Origin of the sequence: Natronincola ferrireducens (assembly GCF_900100845.1) — a bacterium.
GTDB lineage: Bacteria > Bacillota > Clostridia > Peptostreptococcales > Natronincolaceae > Natronincola_B > Natronincola_B ferrireducens.
The window spans coordinates 874080-891869 of record NZ_FNFP01000001.1; the positions used below are offsets into that span (position 1 = coordinate 874080).

At 32.9% G+C, this 17790-nt stretch carries 18 protein-coding genes and 1 riboswitch; of the genes, 8 read left to right on the top strand and 10 right to left on the bottom strand.

Annotated features, from left to right (window positions below):
- Positions 1-56: 56 nt before the first annotated feature.
- Entirely contained in the window at positions 57-1241 is a 1185-nt protein-coding gene (locus BLS22_RS03960) for a cation:proton antiporter (RefSeq protein WP_090550615.1), read from the bottom strand.
- Between the two features lie 77 nt (positions 1242-1318).
- Positions 1319-1383, bottom strand: a riboswitch (Fluoride riboswitch).
- Between the two features lie 238 nt (positions 1384-1621).
- Between BLS22_RS03960 and BLS22_RS03965 the strand changes: the two genes are divergently transcribed.
- Entirely contained in the window at positions 1622-3208 is a 1587-nt protein-coding gene (locus BLS22_RS03965) for a PAS domain-containing sensor histidine kinase (protein WP_176762048.1), read from the top strand.
- Positions 3209-3314: 106 nt separating this feature from the next.
- On the opposite strand, the gene BLS22_RS03970 is transcribed toward BLS22_RS03965, so the two are convergent.
- Positions 3315-3749 carry a DUF2383 domain-containing protein gene (locus BLS22_RS03970; protein ID WP_090550622.1) on the bottom strand — a complete coding sequence of 145 codons (435 nt, stop codon included), beginning with the start codon at positions 3747-3749 and terminating at the stop codon, positions 3315-3317.
- Positions 3750-4248: 499 nt separating this feature from the next.
- On the opposite strand from BLS22_RS03970, the gene BLS22_RS03980 reads away from it, so the two are divergent.
- Positions 4249-4710, top strand: a complete 462-nt coding sequence (locus tag BLS22_RS03980; protein WP_090550627.1) for a hypothetical protein — start codon at positions 4249-4251, stop codon at positions 4708-4710.
- Positions 4711-4856: 146 nt separating this feature from the next.
- Entirely contained in the window at positions 4857-5471 is a 615-nt protein-coding gene (locus tag BLS22_RS03985) for a hypothetical protein (RefSeq protein ID WP_143011246.1), read from the top strand.
- A gap of 64 nt (positions 5472-5535) precedes the next feature.
- Here BLS22_RS03985 and BLS22_RS03990 read toward each other — a convergent pair whose 3' ends face one another.
- A complete protein-coding gene (locus BLS22_RS03990; protein ID WP_090550632.1) occupies positions 5536-6426 on the bottom strand; it encodes a LysR family transcriptional regulator in 891 nt (296 codons plus the stop codon).
- Positions 6427-6575: 149 nt separating this feature from the next.
- Between BLS22_RS03990 and BLS22_RS03995 the strand changes: the two genes are divergently transcribed.
- Positions 6576-7469 carry a DMT family transporter gene (locus BLS22_RS03995; protein WP_090550635.1) on the top strand — a complete coding sequence of 298 codons (894 nt, stop codon included), beginning with the start codon at positions 6576-6578 and terminating at the stop codon, positions 7467-7469.
- Between the two features lie 420 nt (positions 7470-7889).
- On the opposite strand, the gene BLS22_RS04000 is transcribed toward BLS22_RS03995, so the two are convergent.
- Together BLS22_RS04000 and BLS22_RS04005 are read right to left on the bottom strand one after the other, a co-directional pair.
- The gene (locus BLS22_RS04000; protein WP_090550637.1) at positions 7890-8126 is read right to left on the bottom strand and encodes a hypothetical protein; all 237 of its coding nucleotides are present in this window, start codon (positions 8124-8126) and stop codon (positions 7890-7892) included.
- A 183-nt stretch (positions 8127-8309) separates the two neighbouring features.
- The gene (locus BLS22_RS04005) at positions 8310-9932 is read right to left on the bottom strand and encodes a recombinase family protein (RefSeq protein ID WP_176762049.1); all 1623 of its coding nucleotides are present in this window, start codon (positions 9930-9932) and stop codon (positions 8310-8312) included.
- Between the two features lie 146 nt (positions 9933-10078).
- Here BLS22_RS04005 and BLS22_RS04010 point away from each other — a divergent pair, with 146 nt between their 5' ends.
- Entirely contained in the window at positions 10079-10267 is a 189-nt protein-coding gene (locus BLS22_RS04010) for a hypothetical protein (protein WP_090550643.1), read from the top strand.
- Positions 10268-10302: 35 nt separating this feature from the next.
- Here BLS22_RS04010 and BLS22_RS04015 read toward each other — a convergent pair whose 3' ends face one another.
- Positions 10303-11127, bottom strand: a complete 825-nt coding sequence (locus BLS22_RS04015) for a potassium channel family protein (RefSeq protein WP_090550646.1) — start codon at positions 11125-11127, stop codon at positions 10303-10305.
- 122 nt (positions 11128-11249) lie between these two features.
- Positions 11250-11864, bottom strand: coding sequence for an ABC transporter ATP-binding protein (locus BLS22_RS04020; protein WP_090550649.1), 615 nt, complete (start codon positions 11862-11864; stop codon positions 11250-11252).
- A gap of 341 nt (positions 11865-12205) precedes the next feature.
- Here BLS22_RS04020 and BLS22_RS04025 point away from each other — a divergent pair, with 341 nt between their 5' ends.
- Together BLS22_RS04025 and BLS22_RS04030 are read left to right on the top strand one after the other, a co-directional pair.
- A complete protein-coding gene (locus BLS22_RS04025; RefSeq protein ID WP_090550651.1) occupies positions 12206-13246 on the top strand; it encodes an HD-GYP domain-containing protein in 1041 nt (346 codons plus the stop codon).
- Between the two features lie 233 nt (positions 13247-13479).
- On the top strand, positions 13480-14181 hold the full coding sequence (locus tag BLS22_RS04030; RefSeq protein WP_090550654.1) for a DUF421 domain-containing protein: 702 nt from the start codon (positions 13480-13482) through the stop codon (positions 14179-14181).
- 137 nt (positions 14182-14318) lie between these two features.
- Here BLS22_RS04030 and grxC read toward each other — a convergent pair whose 3' ends face one another.
- The 3 genes from grxC to BLS22_RS04045 form a co-directional block, all read right to left on the bottom strand.
- Positions 14319-14573 carry a glutaredoxin 3 gene (gene grxC / locus BLS22_RS04035; protein WP_090550657.1) on the bottom strand — a complete coding sequence of 85 codons (255 nt, stop codon included), beginning with the start codon at positions 14571-14573 and terminating at the stop codon, positions 14319-14321.
- A gap of 126 nt (positions 14574-14699) precedes the next feature.
- Positions 14700-16013 carry an aspartate kinase gene (locus BLS22_RS04040; protein ID WP_090550660.1) on the bottom strand — a complete coding sequence of 438 codons (1314 nt, stop codon included), beginning with the start codon at positions 16011-16013 and terminating at the stop codon, positions 14700-14702.
- 446 nt (positions 16014-16459) lie between these two features.
- Entirely contained in the window at positions 16460-17362 is a 903-nt protein-coding gene (locus BLS22_RS04045) for an alpha/beta hydrolase (RefSeq protein WP_244269453.1), read from the bottom strand.
- Positions 17363-17464: 102 nt separating this feature from the next.
- Between BLS22_RS04045 and BLS22_RS04050 the strand changes: the two genes are divergently transcribed.
- Entirely contained in the window at positions 17465-17734 is a 270-nt protein-coding gene (locus BLS22_RS04050) for a GIY-YIG nuclease family protein (RefSeq protein WP_090550661.1), read from the top strand.
- The last annotated feature ends 56 nt before the right edge of the window (positions 17735-17790 follow it).

Here is a 17790-nt window from a genome sequence, read left to right on the forward strand (position 1 = left end):
AACAATAAAAAACTATCAGAATTTTCCACTTCTGATAGTTTTTTTATAGATAACTATTATTTTTCTGAGGTTAACCATTTTTCACTAGTAACTCTAATGCCAAAGGCTCCCAAGGGGGCTGTAACTAGAATGGATAATACAGCAATTGCTAAAATAATTTCTCCTGATGGCACCCCCATAGCGAGGGGGACAGCTCCAATAGCCGCTTGAACAGTGGCTTTGGGCACATAAGAAATAACACAGAAAAACTTTTCCTGTCTGTTAAGATTTGTTCCGGCTACTGATATTAATACACCAATGCTTCTAGCGATTAACCCAATTGCAATAATTATTAAACCTATAAAACCTGAATCAATAGCCACATAAATATTTACTTCAGCACCTACAAGGACAAATAATAATAGCTGAGCAAATACCCATATTTTATTGAATTTATCACTTAGCCGTTTGGCCACAAAGGGATAATGCTCTAGGAGAATGAATCCAATGGTCATTACCCCTAGCAAGCTGGCAATAGGGATGAAACCTTCTAGGAACTCTTCAATACTATTAAGGACAATGGCAGCACCCAACACAATAAGCACTTTTTTGGTATCCCGCATAGAGTACTTTTTAAAGAGAAATACCATTAAAAATCCCACCATAACCCCTAAACCAATACCTAGGATAATAGAGATAGGTATGGTTAAAACCTGTCTAAATAAATTGATATCGCCACCACCATACAATCCTAAAAAAGCAGTAAATAGAGTAATGGCAAATACATCGTCTACGGAAGCCCCTGCTAAAATCAAAGTAGGAATTCCTTTATCCTCACCAACCTTTCTTTGTATTAAATCCAGCATACTAGGAACGATGACAGCTGGAGAAACAGCTGCTATAATAAATCCTAGAATTCCAGCTTCAATTCTTGAAATCCCCAATAAGTAGCTTGCCACCATCATAATCGTTAATCCCTCTAATATTCCAGGAATACAGCTCATTTTAATGGCAGGAACCCCAACTTTGTTTAAGGTGTCTTTATTAAGACCTAATCCAGCCCTTAATAAAATAATGATTAAAGCTATTTTTCTAAGGTCTGATGATATTGTTAAAATTTCTTTGCTGATTAGGTTAAAACCATAGGGCCCCATTGCTATGCCTAAAACCAACATACCTAATAATCCAGGCAATCTAATTTTTTCAAATGCTCTGTTGAAGATTAATCCCAAAAGAATAATACCAGCAAGACTCAAAGCCATACAACATACCTCCATTTCTCTATAGATGATAGTCTCTCCCCAAAAATCGAAAACAAAAACTCCTACCTAAATTTTAAATTTAAGTAGGAGTCATTAATTGCTTAAGCAATGGTTAGCGGTGAACTCCATCACCATCTATTAAATATCGTTATATATTACTATAACACAAAATCCCATAATATACAATATTGTTTAAAAATCATTGTGCTTTAATGAAATAAATGAAATAAATTGCTATTTTTATCATTGCTTAATAAATAGCCACACAATAAATTGTATCAAAACAAAAGCAAAAATATCAAAATTTTCACAAAATATATTTGAAGTAGTGTAAAATATATTTATAAAGATGTTAAAGAGCATAAGGGAGGATGTTTAATATGAATAGGGCTTATCTAGTGCTGTACCCCTTGACGGTTATTGTAAATCTACTGCCATTTATACCTATGTCCATGAAAGGAATATTAGGGATAATTTTTATTATCATTACTTCAATGAAGGTCAATTATAAGAATGGACTGATTATTGCTACATTATGGATTGTATTTGGATTTATCAATTATACTTTAGATATAAACGTAGATTATAGAATTCCAAAAGCTACTATGATTTTAGGCTCGGGATTATACTATTTTATTGCATATTATTTAGGAAAGTCAACAGAAAGTCTAAGGCGAAAAAATAAGCAGTTAAAGGGGGAAATACAGAAAAGGGAAAATATAGAGAATGAATTGAAGAAAAAGCTTACCATGATACAAAGCTTAATGAACACTATACCAAGCCCTATTTTTTTTAAAAATTTAGATTATAGATATATGGGTTGTAATCCTGCATTTGAGAAAGCTTTAGGAGTAAAAGAAGGAGATTTAATTGGCAAAACATCCTATGATATAAACGATAGAAAATCGGCAGACTTACTTTATAGTATGGACATACAACTCTTAGAAAGTGGCGGGGAGCAGGTCTATGAAACTACTATAAAATTTGCTGATGGCAGCTTAAGAAACATTATTTTTAATAAGGGTATATTTGCAGATGAAAAGGGTAATCCCCTTGGAATTGTGGGAGTCATGACAGATATTACAGATAAAAAACAAAGGGAGGTATTGAGACAAAAAGTAGTGGAGAAGAAGCGGGAAATTGATGAAATATTAGAGCATGACAAAATGAAGACTGAATTTTTTTCAAATATTTCCCATGAACTTAGAACACCTTTAAATGTAATATTAGGTTCTATACAGCTAATAGATCAATACATAACAGATGAAGCATATGATAAAAGTCAAGATAAAGTAAAAAAGGGTACTGTTATCATGAGACAAAACTGCTATAGGTTATTGAGACTTGTAAACAATCTTATAGATGTTAGTAAAATTGATGCCTCTGCATTTGAGATAAACCTAAGGAACTGTAACATAGTGACGATAGTAGAGGAAATAACCCTATCGGTATCAAGTTACATAGAAAATCGTGGAATAAGTCTCGTGTTTGATACTGATATAGAGGAGAAAGTTATCCCCTGTGATGATGAGAAAATAGAGAGAATTATGCTGAATCTACTTTCTAATGCTGTGAAATTTACACCAACAGGGGGAAGTATATTTGTCAGCATTCATGATAGAGGTAATAGCTTATGTATTAATGTAAGGGATACTGGAATAGGAATACCCCTAGAGAAACAGGGAGAAATATTTGAAAGATTTTGTCAGGTAACTGATCTGTTTTCAAGACAACATGAAGGTAGTGGTATAGGTCTAAATCTTGTAAAAAATCTTGTTGAAATGCATGGTGGAACAATTACTGTTACAAGTAAACTTGGCAAGGGAACCACTTTTACCATCAGCTTACCTACAACAACACTGGTGGAAGAAGCCATGGAACATAAGTCTTTTGAGGAACAACATTGCATTGAAAGGATCAGCATAGAATTTTCCGATATTTATTCCCCTAGACAAATAATATCTTAATTTAAATAGATAAGGAAAAACAGGGAAGCTCCTTAGGACAAGGGATCATATTGCTATAAGTAAATTTCTAGCATACAGATAGATAGTGATGACCAAATAGTCATCACTATCTATCTATATGAATCATTTCTTTTAATTTTTTTAAATGATCATGATCAGTTCTTAAGATTTTTTCAACCATTTCTAAACTGGTGGCATCCAAATCTCCTTGGATGATTTTTTCTACCATAGCAATCCCTTGATCTTCTCCATCATAGAGTTTTTTTAGCATGCTTTTTTCGCTTCTAAAGACCCCTTCAGCCTTTAACTTGGTTTGAGCCATAATCCCCACCATTCCAGTAGATTCTTTTGGTGTGCCACCAAGACTGATGATATGATCTGTGATTTCTATGGCATGCTGCTTGTGGTCCCTCAAAATATTACTAATTTCTTCTCTTGTCTGTTGATCTTCTATTTTAGCTAAAGTAGTTTCATAGCTTTCTATAGCCATATGTTCTCCCTGCAGCAGTTCATTTAATGTTTTTATATTTGGCTCATCCATTTAAAATTCCTCCTCTGTTTCATTCCTCTATTATAGAATAGTATTCCCAAAGCTTATAGAAGTAAACTCTTTCCATTGAGTTTCTTTGACTATCATGACAGGATATATAATTAGAAGATATTACAACTATCCATAGAGGAGATGAGAGAATATAATTAATTCAGGAAGTCGGAAAACATGTATGTTTTAGTGATTTCTAAAATAGTAGAAAGGTTGAGCTTATGACTATTGATTATTTATTTTATTTCTTTATCATTATTTTACTTACAGGTATCAGTTTTTCCTGCGGTTGGGTTGTTTACCACGGACTTAAGGACGGAGTTGTTTACACCAGGGGAAGGACTGCTGGTTACAAACGTGGGGGTCAGCCCATATCCTTTTGGTTTCAAATCATCATGGAATCAGTAATTGGTGTTACGATGCTTCGTTATCTTATATTCAAATGGTTTCCTGCATTTCCTCAGTTATGAAGATGGTATAAGAATGGAGGGTAGAATGTATGAATAAAAAAGCTGAAATTCTGAAGAGAAAAAGAAAGGCACAGGACCAAAGACAAGTGGCCGTCAATCAGGAAAATGAAGAGATAAAAAGCTTTATTTTTTTTCTTATGTTTTACCTCTTTCTTGGTATTTGTCAGCTAATAGGCAGGTTTTTTGATATTGATGTTTTAATTTACATGACTAGAATTAGGACAAGAGACACTTCTAGCTCTAGTGTAAGCTTTCCACCGATTGTTATAAGTATAGGAACTGCTTATATTGTTATGACAATTTTAGACAAACTACCTTATTTGACAATTTTAGTGGAAACTGGAAAAAAGCTAAGCCTAAGACTTCGGAAGTATCATAGACTCTATAGAATTGCAAAGTTTGTATATAAGCATCCGATATGGTCTTACCTCATGGCAACGACAATCCATACAATTATTGAAACCTTCTTGATCTATGTTGTAAAAATTTAACTTGGTTTAGCATTTTAGACTGTAAAACTAGAAAGGTGATTAATTTGTCATTTATAAAAGCTATAGGGAGAATTTCCCTAAAAATATTTAAATATATTCTACTTATAATTATTCTTGTAACTTTACCCATTCTTAGCTGGTTCATCATGGGGCAGATTCAAGCATTGATCCTTGTTCCAGATGATTTTATTATGTGGGCAGTAGGGGACTCAATTCCCACATTGGCTTTGTTCCTCTTCATGATGATTGCTTATCCTGTGATTAATTTCACCCACATAAAAAAAGACCAGACATTTCTAAAAGCCTCTAACCTTGTCAAAAGGCATAAGAAAGTCAGTATTACTGCTTTTTTAGGTGTCGCTATGATTATAGGATACTACATGTTTACAAATGCAAGTGTTATTTCCAGTGATAAAATTGTTACCCACGGTTTCTTTTATCCCCAGGGTAAGGAATATTCCTATTCCGATATAAAAGCCCTTCATACGGGAACATATAATAGAACTATTCCCTTTATACGAGATAAGGGAGAATTCTATTATATTATTGAACTAAATAATGGTAAGAAAATCAATCTTGCCAATATAGGTGGTGTTAAGGATCATCGGGATAGCTGGCTAACCTTTATGGAGCTAGATCAGGTCTTTACGGAATTGGATGTAGTTAAAAATGTTGATGCTAAAAATTTTGATTCCCATCTAAAGAACTTAGACCCCCTATATAGGGGCAGAATACAAAATATTTTTGAGAATGTAAAGTAGCATTGTCTCTGTCAATATGCAGTCTATTGAAGAATAGTATTATTAAAAAATTTATTATAGGATCCTAACGAAAATCCAATAATTTCTGTTCTTCTAACCAAGCCCTCAGATGATTAACAAATTTTTGTGAAGCATTAGAGAGGTTTTGTAGGGAATAGGCTGCAATTCCTATGGTACGATAATGGCTGCCTTTTAAATTAACAGAACAAATATTGGATTGAAGATTGGGTATAGCCATTTCAGGAAGAATGCTAATGCCCAAGTCTTTTTGTACCATTGCTATAATGGCCTGTTCTTCTAATACTTCGTATCTAATATTAGGTATGATTTTATTGACTTTCAGTATTTGCCTAACGTCATGATTTTTACCCCATTTAGGCATAATAAAGGGTTCGTCTTTTATTTCTCGAAAATCAATTAGATCTCGGCAGCCTAAGGGGTGTTGATGGGGTAGAATACACACCATTTTATCCTTTTTTAAGGGAATAAAGTCAAAGGATTTATTAGCTGCCAAAACCATAAATCCAAAATCTACAGCACCATTTGCGATCCAATAGTTAATTTCATCATAGTCTCCTTCCAATAGTTTGATATGTATAGAAGGATAATTATTTTGAAATTCCTTTATCACCCCAGGTAACCATTGGGTAGAAACACTTGTAAATGTGCCGATTCGTACCGTGCCAACTTGAAGTCCATTTATTGCTGCTACTTCCTGCTTTAGTTGTTCATCCAATTGTAAAATTTCATGGATATATTTTAAAAGGTACTCTCCATTACTCGTTAAACTAATACCTGAACGATTTCTAATAAGTAGAGGAAATCCAAATTCTAACTCTAAACTAGAAATAGCATGGCTGATACCAGACTGTGTTAAATTCAGGGCCTCAGCAGCCCTAGTTAAGCTCCCAAGTTCAACAGTTGTACTAAATATTCCATACTTTAAAAGAGACATAGCATCCTCCTATATACATGAATTTATTTCATGCAAAATATTATAAACATTCATTTTACTAATACAAATTATACCTGTATAGTATTGAGTAGGCAATAATCAATTTTCCATACTAATCTTTAAGTACTTTAATGAAAAGGGGAATTTTTATGAAAACTCAATTAAAGGCAGATTTAATGATGTTAATGGTTACAGCGATTTGGGGTTCATCCTATTTGTTTATGAAAATGGGACTGAATACTATTCAGGAATTTAATTTTATAGGATTGCGATTTGGTATTGCTTTTATCTTATCTGCAATAGTATTTCATAAACGTTTAATGAAAGCTGAATTTAAGACAGTGAAGTATGCTTTTATCCTTGGGTCCATTTTATTTTCAGTCTTTGCTGCCATCACTTTGGGTTTAAAAACTACAACAGCTTCAAATGCTGGGTTTTTAGTAAGTCTTACTGTTATATTTGTCCCTATCCTATCGGCTGTTTTTTTAAAGAAGATACCAGAAAAAAGGATTTGCTTAGGAGCCTGCCTGGCGGTGCTGGGGATTGCTTTACTAACTTTAAATAGTCAGTTCATAATTAATACTGGTGACTTGTTGTGCATTTTAGGGGCTCTGTTCTTTGCAATACATATTATCGTTACAGGAAAATTAACAAAAGATGTAGATTCAATTATGTTGGGGGTTTTACAGCTTGGATTTACAGGAGGATGGGGATTTATACTTGCATTTGTGCTGGAAACACCTACATTACCAAATACTTCTGAAGCTTGGTTAGCTGTATTGGCATTAAGCATCCTGTGTAGTGCTATAGGATTTACCCTTCAAACAGTGGCACAAAAATATACTACTCCAACCCATATTGGGCTTATTTTTTCACTAGAGCCTGTTTTCACTGCAGTATTTGCTTTTATATTTATAGGTGAAATGCTTTCTATAAGAGGATATATTGGAGCAGTAATTGTATTATTAGGGGTGGTTAATGCTGAAATAGATTTTAAAAATATATTTATAAAAAGAAGGGGAGAACAAGCAAATACTTGGTAAAATAATTTCATTAGTTTAACACAAAAGATAAATCATCATAAAGACCAGTATAACATTTTTTCAAAAGGATACTTTAAATTTTTAACAATTATTGATTAATAGAAAGGCTATGTTAAATTTCATTGTTGATTTTAGACTGAATTGTAATTTTAGTATAAGTCATAGAGGTTTGTCATCCTGAAGGCAATGGAGGATCTAGTCTTTTAGCTCTAAAACTAAGATTCTTCGTTATCACTCAGGATGACTGGACCCTAACATTTCATATTTTTTCAAATATCAACATTTATCATTAACAGAGGGAATAGAAAATAAAAGCTCCTTTCTGATAAGAATTATTAAAACAATCCACATCAGAGAGGAGTACTTTTTTAAAGAAACATTTAAAATTTTACCAATGTAAAGCCTTAGGATGATATAGCTTTATTGAAAACTATTATTATTTGAACTTTCATTCTTGCTTTTTTGAACTTTTTGCTTAGTGTTTTGTAATTCCTGTTGTCCTACAGCATTAGAAGTATTTAAAGTTGGAACACTAGAGGTCATTCCTTGATTAGTAGTTTGATTGTTTAAATCCTGCTTTGCACTCTGCAATTCCTGTTGTCCTACAGATTTTGAATTTTTCAAACTAGGAGTTTTCCCTGAAAATTTATTATTCATACTATATTACCTCCATAAATATTATTAGTAAGTAATTTAACTTACCGATAATAGTATCTGTAGTTTTATATAAAATATGGTTTGTAAATAATGAATAAATTAGTGAAAGATGCTAGCATAATTATTTTAAATAAACAACAATAGTAAAAAAACAGGATATTTTTATAACCATCTTAAAGTCCTTTAATAAATATTAATTTCTAGTTTTTCTCCATCCCATACAATGTCTTTTATAAGGATTTGTAGGATTTTTTTCTTTTCGTAAAAATCAGCTTCATGCAACAAAGTAAAAAAATTTTTAAACATACCTTCGGTTATTTGTAATTCAGGGGGTACTATGGTAATGAATTCATCAATATTTATTAATGTACCCAGCTGTTCCCTGGTATCACGGATTTTTTTATCTATTTTTTCAATTTCTTGCAGAATGTATTTCTCTGCTGTAGATCCTTGATTTTCAGCTAATTTTAGGGTGAGGATGGATATAGTGTTTTCATAGGTGTCTAACTTTTTTTTAAGGCTTAGGTTTAATGGATTGTTATTTTCAAATTCCTTTAGACTTAGAAGGGTATTTCTTCTTGTAAGGAGCACATCGATGAATTTACTAGAGGAGGTTGTAAATTTTTTTAATTCCTTTAGGACTATTTCCTCCGCCTGTTTGCCATTGAGGTTAATCATTGTACAAAGGCTGCTACGGGAACGTTCCTTTAAAGTACATTTATAATAATGATGCAGAATTTCTCCATTTTTAGTTTTATAGGTTACCTTTAGCTTTGAACCACAGCTGTTACAGAGGAGAAGAGGGGTTAAGAGAGCCACTCGACTGTTTCCCTCTCTGGGAGCTTTTTTACTATTTTTCTTTAATTGACTTTGTACTTGAATCCAATCCATAGAAGAAATAATCCCTTGATGCTTACTAATAGCCACGATCCAATCGGTATATTTTTTTAATCTACAGGTCTTGCTTTTCTCTTGATGTTTATTATAAACGAGGACACCATACCTTCCGTTAAAGGCTTCTTTAGGGCTAGCCACATCCATTCCCAAGCTCTGAAAGTATTGGTGTAGGCTTTCATCTGCTACTGCATAAACAGGATTCATAAGGATAAGTTTTAAACTACTTTTATCAAAACACTTATTGTTCTTTGTTCTTAAATGTTTTTTTAAACACCAACTTTCCAATTGGCTAAGGCTGTTTAACTGTAAATATTTTTCATAGATGATTTTCACTATTTCTAGTTCTTTTTGAATGGGGGTTAATTGATACATCCTTTTCTTGTTCATATGATGATCATAATAAGTAATAGCTTCACTTTTAAAGCCGGTGGGGGTAACACCTCCTAGCCATCTGCCTGTACGGGCTAATTGTATCATATTGTCTCGAATACGTTCAGCAATTGTTTCTCTTTCAAGTTGAGCAAATACTAGAGCAATATACATCATTGCTCTCCCCATAGGGGTAGATGTATCAAACTGTTCTTTGATGGAGACAAAGGCAACATCATGGCTTTGTAGAAGTTCTACAAGTTTAGTAAAATCAGTTATATTTCTACTGATTCGGTCAAGACGGTAGCAAATCAGCACATCAAACTTTTTTTCTTTGGCATCCTCCATCATTTTTTTAAATTGTGGTCTATCTATGTTTCCACCTGAAAACCCTTCATCATCATAAATAATAAAACTTTTTCCTTCAAAGTGAAGTTGCCCATATTCTTTACACAGAGCCACTTGATTTTGAACGGACTCACCCTTATCGGTGAATTTAGATTTTCTAGAATAGATTGCAATTGTCTTTATTGCTATCACCACCTTTTCCCCAGTTGTTGATAGACAGGATTGATCCCATCAACATTGAGGAAGTTTCATCCTATTAATATAACAATTATGCTGATAGAGGATAGAATAGTCCAATCCTTCAACATCATAGGATGTCTTAAGGAGGTGGAGAATTTATGAGAAAAGGACAGGAAATCAAAGTAGTGGTGAATAAACCTAATCAAGAAAATCTAGAAAAGCTTGTGGCTGAGGCTGTGGCTGAAGTAACTATCCATAGGATTAATAAGCTTCCAGAAAATCAAAGGCTGTATATGTTAGAAGAAATAATAAAAAAGCTTCAAGCTAAAAACACCTCTAACTGGTAGTTCAAATACTTATTTATAGGATATTTCCGATTTAATTATAAGTTTTTAAAGTCTTGGATTTTTTTATCATCAAGCCTACAGGTTTTATTAAAATCATTCCAATTGATAGTACTTCTCTTATGACTTTGCCATTCATAGAGTCCTATATACTCTCTAATAAAATGGATACAATATCTGGTGTAGTATCTTGAAACAAAGACAAATTCCCCACCTTCAATATCTGTACCTATAATGGAAATCCTTATTAAAATATTCTTATCTTGATAGATGGCGGCCTTCAAGTAGTCTAACAGCTCTTTGTTTTTCTCATCATGCAAATCAATATCCCAGTAGAGGAGCTTCTCAAAGTAATGATACTGCTGTGCCATATGGAGTATTCTTTTTCTATTACTTTCTTCATATTCAAAGACCTCTAATACTCGATTGACATTTACCAATGCTCGACCCTTATTCCCAACCCTTACGGATAAATAAAATCTATCGTTATTATCTTTATATCTTATAAATATTTTGTTGGTTATAATAATGTTTCTTGGACGTTTCACTAGGTAATACAGGAACATACCAGTAAATGTAGAATTAATGATTACACCTGAAAAGCCTTGAAGAACAGTAAGAAACTTCCCCAATTGATCTACTGCCGTAATATCTCCATAGCCTATAGTCAGGTAAGTAATACCACTAAAGTAAAGGGCATCATGAAAATATAAACTTTGACTATTTTCTATATGTTCTTCAATCCAATTACTATTAACAATAACACAGTGTTGATAATATAAATAAGCAAAAGAAATAATATTTAATCCAACCAACAGAATATAAATTGCTAATAATTTCAAGACTCTTTTTAATATATCCATTTTTTATATCCCTTCATTTATTACATTTCATTATTAGCATTTCTTAAGGAGGGGATTTATATTACTGTTAATATAAGATCAAAATATTCAATTGGTATTATAAATTAGAGTAGCATTTAAGACTAAATAGCTTCTGCTATATCATGGGTAACCATAATAGCGGTTTTTTGTTCTCGCTTTAAAATACCAGCGATATCATCACTAACTGCTAAACGACTTTGATAATCTAATGCTGAAAAAGGTTCATCCAACAGCAGGAGCTCTGGCTCGATTGCCAGGGTTCTAATAAGAGCCACCCTTTGACGCATTCCTCCTGATAGTTGATTAGGATAATGGTTTTTGAATTCTCCTAGACCATAAGTATCCAATAATTTTTCTACTCTTTTAATACTATCTAAAGTCACTTTTTTTTGAATTTCCAATCCAATTAAAACATTTTCCATAATAGTACGCCATTGAAACAAGTGATCGCTTTGAAACATATAGCCAATGGCCTTGGTAGTATTTTTTATTTTTTCACCATAAATGAAAACCTCGCCAGAACTAGGCTTTATCAATCCCGCAATAATAGATAATATCGTAGATTTACCACAACCGCTGGGACCTACGATAGTCACAATTTCTCCTTTATTAATATCAAAGGAAAGATTATCTAAAGCTTTTGTCTCTCCATCTAACGTATGATAAGTCATAGAGATATTTTTAATTTCAACAAATTTCTTTTCTTCCACAGGCATACCTCCTTTGTAAAGCAAGTGATAAAATACAATCTATGCTATATATTATGAGAAAAAGTGAATTATGTTACAACGGCAATAAAAAACCAGAGGAATCCGTCCACGGGGCACTATAAGACGCCTTTATCTTCTTTAGATATTATAGCGTTTCCTAAAATTCTCCTATAGTTAGTATAAGGAACTACCAAAACAAACATAAAAACATATTTAAAATATTTTATAATTTTTTTAAAATTAAAAATAATTAAATTAATTATAAAAATATGGTATAATAAGGATAATTATATACAACATTTTCCACAGTTTTTCATGGATAAATTTATTGAGGGAGAAGGGATTTCATGGAAAAAATGATATTAGCAGACTTAATAGCAGGTATGAAGATTGGGAAAGATGTTATTAGCAAAGGTGGCATGAAGCTTGTGCCAAAGGGAAGCATTTTATCTCTTTCCACTATTGAATATTTACGGAGCTGGGGAGTTAGTGACGTATATATTGAAGAAGAAAAACAAGAAATTATTACAGGAAGAAAAGAGAAACAAAAACAAATTACAAATACATATAAGAAATCTCTTGATACAACAATAGAATTTTTAGAAGGATTAAAGACGAGCAATCAGTTAAAAATAAAGGAAGTAAGAAATGTTATAAATGAATTGAATGATTTAACAGAAATATTACCTACTATACAGGTGGTAAATCAATTAAAACAACAGGACACCTATACCCAACAGCACAGTATGAATGTTGCTATATATTCTCTTTTTATGGGGAGATGGCTAAACTTAGATGAGACAACCCTCAAAAAGCTATGTTATGCTGCCCTTCTCCATGACATTGGAAAGATAAGAGTTGCTGAAGATATTATACTAAAGCCTGGGAAACTCACCAAAAAAGAATGTCAAGAAGTAAAAAAACACACTATTTATGGTTATAATATCATCAAAGAAAATCCCAATTTGAGTCATCAAATAGCCTTAGGAGTTTTACAGCATCATGAAAGGCAGGACGGTTCAGGCTATCCTTTTGGGATAGATGGTACCAAAATCCATTTATTTGCAAAGATTATCGCTGTGGCCGACATATATGATGCTATTACCTCTGATAGAACCTATAAAGAAAGACAGTCCCCTTTCATAGCTGCCGAAGTTTTGACTGAACAATGTTTTGGCATTCTAGATACAGAAATCGTAAAGATCTTTATAGAAAAACTAGCTGATTTTTATATAGGCTCTTCTGTGATTTTAAACAACGGAGAAATTGGACAAATCATCACTAAAAATCCAGTATTTCCCACAAGACCTCTTGTAAAAGTAGGAGAAAGATTTATAGATTTAAGTAAGGAAAGATCTATTGGTATACAAGATATTTTAATAGCTTAATGATGATAATAGGTGGTTCAAAATTGAACCACCTAAAAATTTTCAATCAATCAAATCATTTTTTTCTTATGAAGTATATAAATAACTGCAAAGCCTATAACGACGAATAAAAAGGTTAAAATTCCTTGCATCAATAATGACATATATTTCCCCTCCTAGTATCCTTATCGATTAAATATCCCATACTATTAGTATCAATTTTAAATATAAGTTTATTCAGTGGAGGTATAGAGATGAGGGTAGCCATAGAAGTAATATTACAGACGATTTTAGCATTCTTCTCAATACTATTTATTACTAGGATATTGGGAAGACAGCAAGTATCTCAATTAACAATGCATGAATATGTGAATGGTATCACCTTTGGCTCTATAGCAGCTACCCTTGCTACCGATGTAAATCAAAGAACTTGGCAGCATTTAATTGGACTGATTTTATTTGGGATTCTGACCTTTCTTGTTTCTTATATCAGCATAAAAAATCTTGCTATTGCTAGGGTAATTCAGGGGGAGCCAGTAATCGTTATACAGGATGGAAAAATTTTAGAAAAAAATTTAGCAAAGTTTCATTATACCCTAGATGATTTAAATCATCTGCTGAGAAAGAAGGATGTTTTTAGCTTAAATGACATCAGGTATGGAATCTTGGAGACAACAGGGGAGATAAGCATTATAAAAATAGGAACAAAGGTTAATCCCACGGCAGAAGACTTGGGAATTGTAGGAAAACAGGATGAGATAGTCACTGAAGTAATTGTAGCAGGAAATATTATTTATGAAAACCTAAAACAACAGAATTTAACGGTGAAGTGGTTAATTGAGGAACTTAAGATACAGGGGATAAAGGATCTAAAGGAAGTATTTTATGGCACCATTGATTCTGAAAAACGCCTTTATATCGATAAAATAGAAGATCATTTTCCAATGGAAAAATAAAATCAGACTTAATTCAGCAGGAATCCTAAGAAGTATTGGCTGTCCATAAGGGTTTCATGAAGGAAAGAAAACCAGCTAAAAATCAAGGGGATGGGTATACTGATTGTTAGCAACCAGTGTACCTGTCCCCTTGATTTCTATTGGATACCCAACTTAGCATCTAATTTCCCAGCTTCGTCTAGGGCATATAAATCATCGCAGCCTCCGATAAACTCTCCATGGATAAAGATTTGGGGTACTGTATCCCACCCGGTTTTCTTTTTAATCTCTTGGAAGATGGCGTCATTATGGGTAACATCAACCTCATTGAAGGCGACGTTTTTCTTTTGTAAGAGGGCTACAGCTCTTTTGCAATAGGGACAATAATTTTTTGTATAGATACTAACATCCATAAGTGCATTCCACCTTTCTATAAGTATGTAGAAATATAATACCCAATTATCTTATGAATAATAAAAAATATTATTGATTTATTAATAGATATTAATATTCACCATGAATAGGATTAAATTTTGTAATTATATAAAGCCATGGTAAATGGCATTTATTGCCCTTTCAAAATCCTCTGTCTCTACACCAACAATAATATTAATCTCACTAGAACCCTGATCGATCATGCGGATATTGATACCTTCATTAGCCAGGGCAGTAAAAAGCTTAGCAGAGATTCCAGGGGTATAGGCCATACCGTGTCCAACAGTGGCAATTAGAGCCATATTTGGATAGACCTCAATCAAGTCTGGATCGCATAATTGTTCGATTTCATTTAACAGTTTATCAAGCTTACCATCCAGTTGAAAATCAGTTAAAACTATAGATACGGTATCAATTCCTGAGGGTAAATGCTGTAAGTAGATGTTATTGTCCTCCAATATTGTCAACAGCTTTCGCATAAAGCTAACATCTGACTTCATACGATTTTTTTCAATAGCAATAACAGTAAAATCCTTTCTTCCCGCTATGCCAGTAATGGTTCCAGCAGGAGATACAGGATCACAATAGCTGACAATCATAGTTCCAGCACTATGGGGATCATTGGTGTTTCTTATATTTATGGGTATACCAGCATCTAGAACGGGAAAAATTGTTTCCTCATGCAGGACTGAGGCCCCCATATAGGAAAGCTCCCTTAACTCACGATATGTAATTTTTTCAATTGATTTTGGATTACTTACAATAGTAGGATCTGTCATCAATAGACCCGAAACATCTGTCCAGTTTTCATAAACGACAGCCTCTACAGCTCTGGATACAAGAGCCCCTGTTATATCAGAGCCACCTCTTGAAAAAATTTTGATATCTCCATTGGGTAAGCCCCCGTAAAAACCAGGAATTACTGCCCTTTCTTTTTTTAATAGACATTCCTTCATCTTTATGTCTGTCAATTCCATATCCAAAGTATGATCTTCTTGGAAAACGATAATATCCTTTGGATCAACAAATTCATACCCCAACAGATCCGCCAAAACAACACCATTAAGGTATTCTCCCCTACTGACTATATAATCTAAAGATCCGCCATTTTCCATCTCCTGCTTTATATGTAAAAGATAGGGTTGAAGATCAAGGGATAAACCCAACTCCCTTATTATTTCTAGATAACGATTAGCGATAATATCAAAAGTATCATAAAAATTTACCTGGTGCTGTATTTGTGAATGACATAAATAAAGGAGATCTGTGATCTTTGTATCCCCTTTATTTCGTTTTCCTGGAGCCGATGGAATGACATACCGTCTTTCTTTATCGGATGAAATAATAGTTTTTACCTTTTTAAATTGATTGGCATCCGCCAATGAAGTTCCACCAAATTTAGCTACTTTTATTTCCATGATTTTTCCCCCTTAACAATGATGAATAAAACTTTATGAAAATTCCTAGTAAGAACTTAAACTATTTAACTATTATACGCAGTTAAAAAACAAATGTCAATGACAAGAGGACAAAATATATTTCAGAATAAAATATGGATTGTTAAAAGTTATTTTTCCAACAATCCATAACATTTAAAAAGTCTCTTAAAAGTTTATAACTTCTTAAATAGCCTACTGCTAAATTCCATTAGAATTTTTAATACATATAATTCAATGTGTAGTTATTTATACTGATGGTAAAGAAACCCTCTAGTATCATAAAAGAGAATATAAAGTGAAGGATTATTAAAAAGGATACAAAGGATAGTTAGATATGGTGGGAAAAAGACTTATAAAAAAACAAACCTTTATGTAGGACTTTGAAGAATACTACATAAAGGCAGTTAAAATGACAACATATAGGATTAAAGATTTAGTTCCTGTAAAAATTCACCCACCAGTCTATCATATTCTCCTTTGTTTTTAGAATAGGCCTGAACATGACCTGCATTAGGAGCCAAATATAGTTTTTTGGCTCCTTTTTTAATGGTATACATATCAATTGTCATGTTGTAGGGGATATAGGCATCTTCTACACCATGAATGAAAAAGATAGGAGTAGATATATCTTTAATAGAATCTATAGGAGTAACATCCTTAAGGGCTACTCCAGTTCTCCACCTATTTAAATAATCAGCAATCATTAAAAAGGGAAAAGTAGGTAAATGATACTCTACCTTGAGGCGATACTTTAAAATGCCATAAAGGCTAGAATAAGGACAATCAGCTATATAAAAAGATATTCTAGGATCTATAGCAGCATTTTGTAATAGTATTGCAGCCCCCATAGACTCCCCATGAATACCAATTTTACAATCAACCCCACATTTTTCATATACCCAATCAACCCAAGCCTTTAAATCATACTTTTCATAAAAGCCATAGGTGGTATTTCTACCACCACTTTTGCCATGGTTTCTATGGTCATAAAGGAGGACGTTAAACCCCCTCTTCAAATAAATATTCATATATTTAACACAGCCATAGAGGGTATAGGTAATGCCATGACATAGAATAACAGTTTTTTTAGATCCCTCTACAGGAAAATAGAGACCATAGAGACTATAGTCATAGGAGGATTTTATGGAAATCTCTTCCCTATAGAGACTTTCAAACAACTCATCATCTAATCTACCAGCTTCCTTTTCCTTGTGGTAGGTTGCTTCATGGGATAGGGTTTTAGGATAAATAACGATATTAGATAAATAAAATCCAATAATTATAATAAATGACATAACAATTAATAAAAAAGCAAATAAAAACAACAAAATAAAACCTCCTTTAACAAAACTAAGCTATAAATAAATGGTATAATAAAGAAATGAAAATAACAAGTAATCTATGGGCTTTTTAAATTAGGAGGAGTATAGATGGCATACACCTATATATTAGAATGCAATGACAGTACTTTTTATATCGGCTGGACCACCGATTTAGAAAATAGAGTAAAGGTACATAATGAAGGGAAAGGCGCTCGATATACTCGGGGCAGAAGACCAGTAAAACTCCTATACTGGGAGAGTCATGACAATCGTAGTGAGGCCCAGAAAAGAGAAGCGGCCCTAAGGCGTTTAAATCGAAGGGAAAAGGAGGAATTAATTAATAAATTCACAAAAAAACTAATTAATATTCAGGAATAGATATACATTATATAGGTAAATATGATATACTAAGTATGACAAACATACGTTCTAGA

Bases quoted from the DNA above. Each gene is read 5' to 3' on its own strand.
- BLS22_RS04030 (WP_090550654.1), top strand. From the start codon at position 13,480: ATGAGGGTAGCCATAGAAGTAATATTACAGACGATTTTAGCATTCTTC.
- BLS22_RS03990 (WP_090550632.1), bottom strand. From the start codon at position 6,426: ATGTCTCTTTTAAAGTATGGAATATTTAGTACAACTGTTGAACTTGGG.
- BLS22_RS04040 (WP_090550660.1), bottom strand. From the start codon at position 16,013: ATGGAAATAAAAGTAGCTAAATTTGGTGGAACTTCATTGGCGGATGCC.
- BLS22_RS03970 (WP_090550622.1), bottom strand. From the start codon at position 3,749: ATGGATGAGCCAAATATAAAAACATTAAATGAACTGCTGCAGGGAGAA.
- BLS22_RS04050 (WP_090550661.1), top strand. From the start codon at position 17,465: ATGGCATACACCTATATATTAGAATGCAATGACAGTACTTTTTATATC.
- BLS22_RS03980 (WP_090550627.1), top strand. From the start codon at position 4,249: ATGAATAAAAAAGCTGAAATTCTGAAGAGAAAAAGAAAGGCACAGGAC.
- BLS22_RS03995 (WP_090550635.1), top strand. From the start codon at position 6,576: ATGAAAACTCAATTAAAGGCAGATTTAATGATGTTAATGGTTACAGCG.
- grxC (WP_090550657.1), bottom strand. From the start codon at position 14,573: ATGGATGTTAGTATCTATACAAAAAATTATTGTCCCTATTGCAAAAGA.
- BLS22_RS03960 (WP_090550615.1), bottom strand. From the start codon at position 1,241: ATGGCTTTGAGTCTTGCTGGTATTATTCTTTTGGGATTAATCTTCAAC.
- BLS22_RS03985 (WP_143011246.1), top strand. From the start codon at position 4,857: ATGGGGCAGATTCAAGCATTGATCCTTGTTCCAGATGATTTTATTATG.
- BLS22_RS04010 (WP_090550643.1), top strand. From the start codon at position 10,079: ATGAGAAAAGGACAGGAAATCAAAGTAGTGGTGAATAAACCTAATCAA.
- BLS22_RS04020 (WP_090550649.1), bottom strand. From the start codon at position 11,864: ATGCCTGTGGAAGAAAAGAAATTTGTTGAAATTAAAAATATCTCTATG.
- BLS22_RS04015 (WP_090550646.1), bottom strand. From the start codon at position 11,127: ATGGATATATTAAAAAGAGTCTTGAAATTATTAGCAATTTATATTCTG.
- BLS22_RS04000 (WP_090550637.1), bottom strand. From the start codon at position 8,126: ATGAATAATAAATTTTCAGGGAAAACTCCTAGTTTGAAAAATTCAAAA.
- BLS22_RS04025 (WP_090550651.1), top strand. From the start codon at position 12,206: ATGGAAAAAATGATATTAGCAGACTTAATAGCAGGTATGAAGATTGGG.
- BLS22_RS03965 (WP_176762048.1), top strand. From the start codon at position 1,622: ATGAATAGGGCTTATCTAGTGCTGTACCCCTTGACGGTTATTGTAAAT.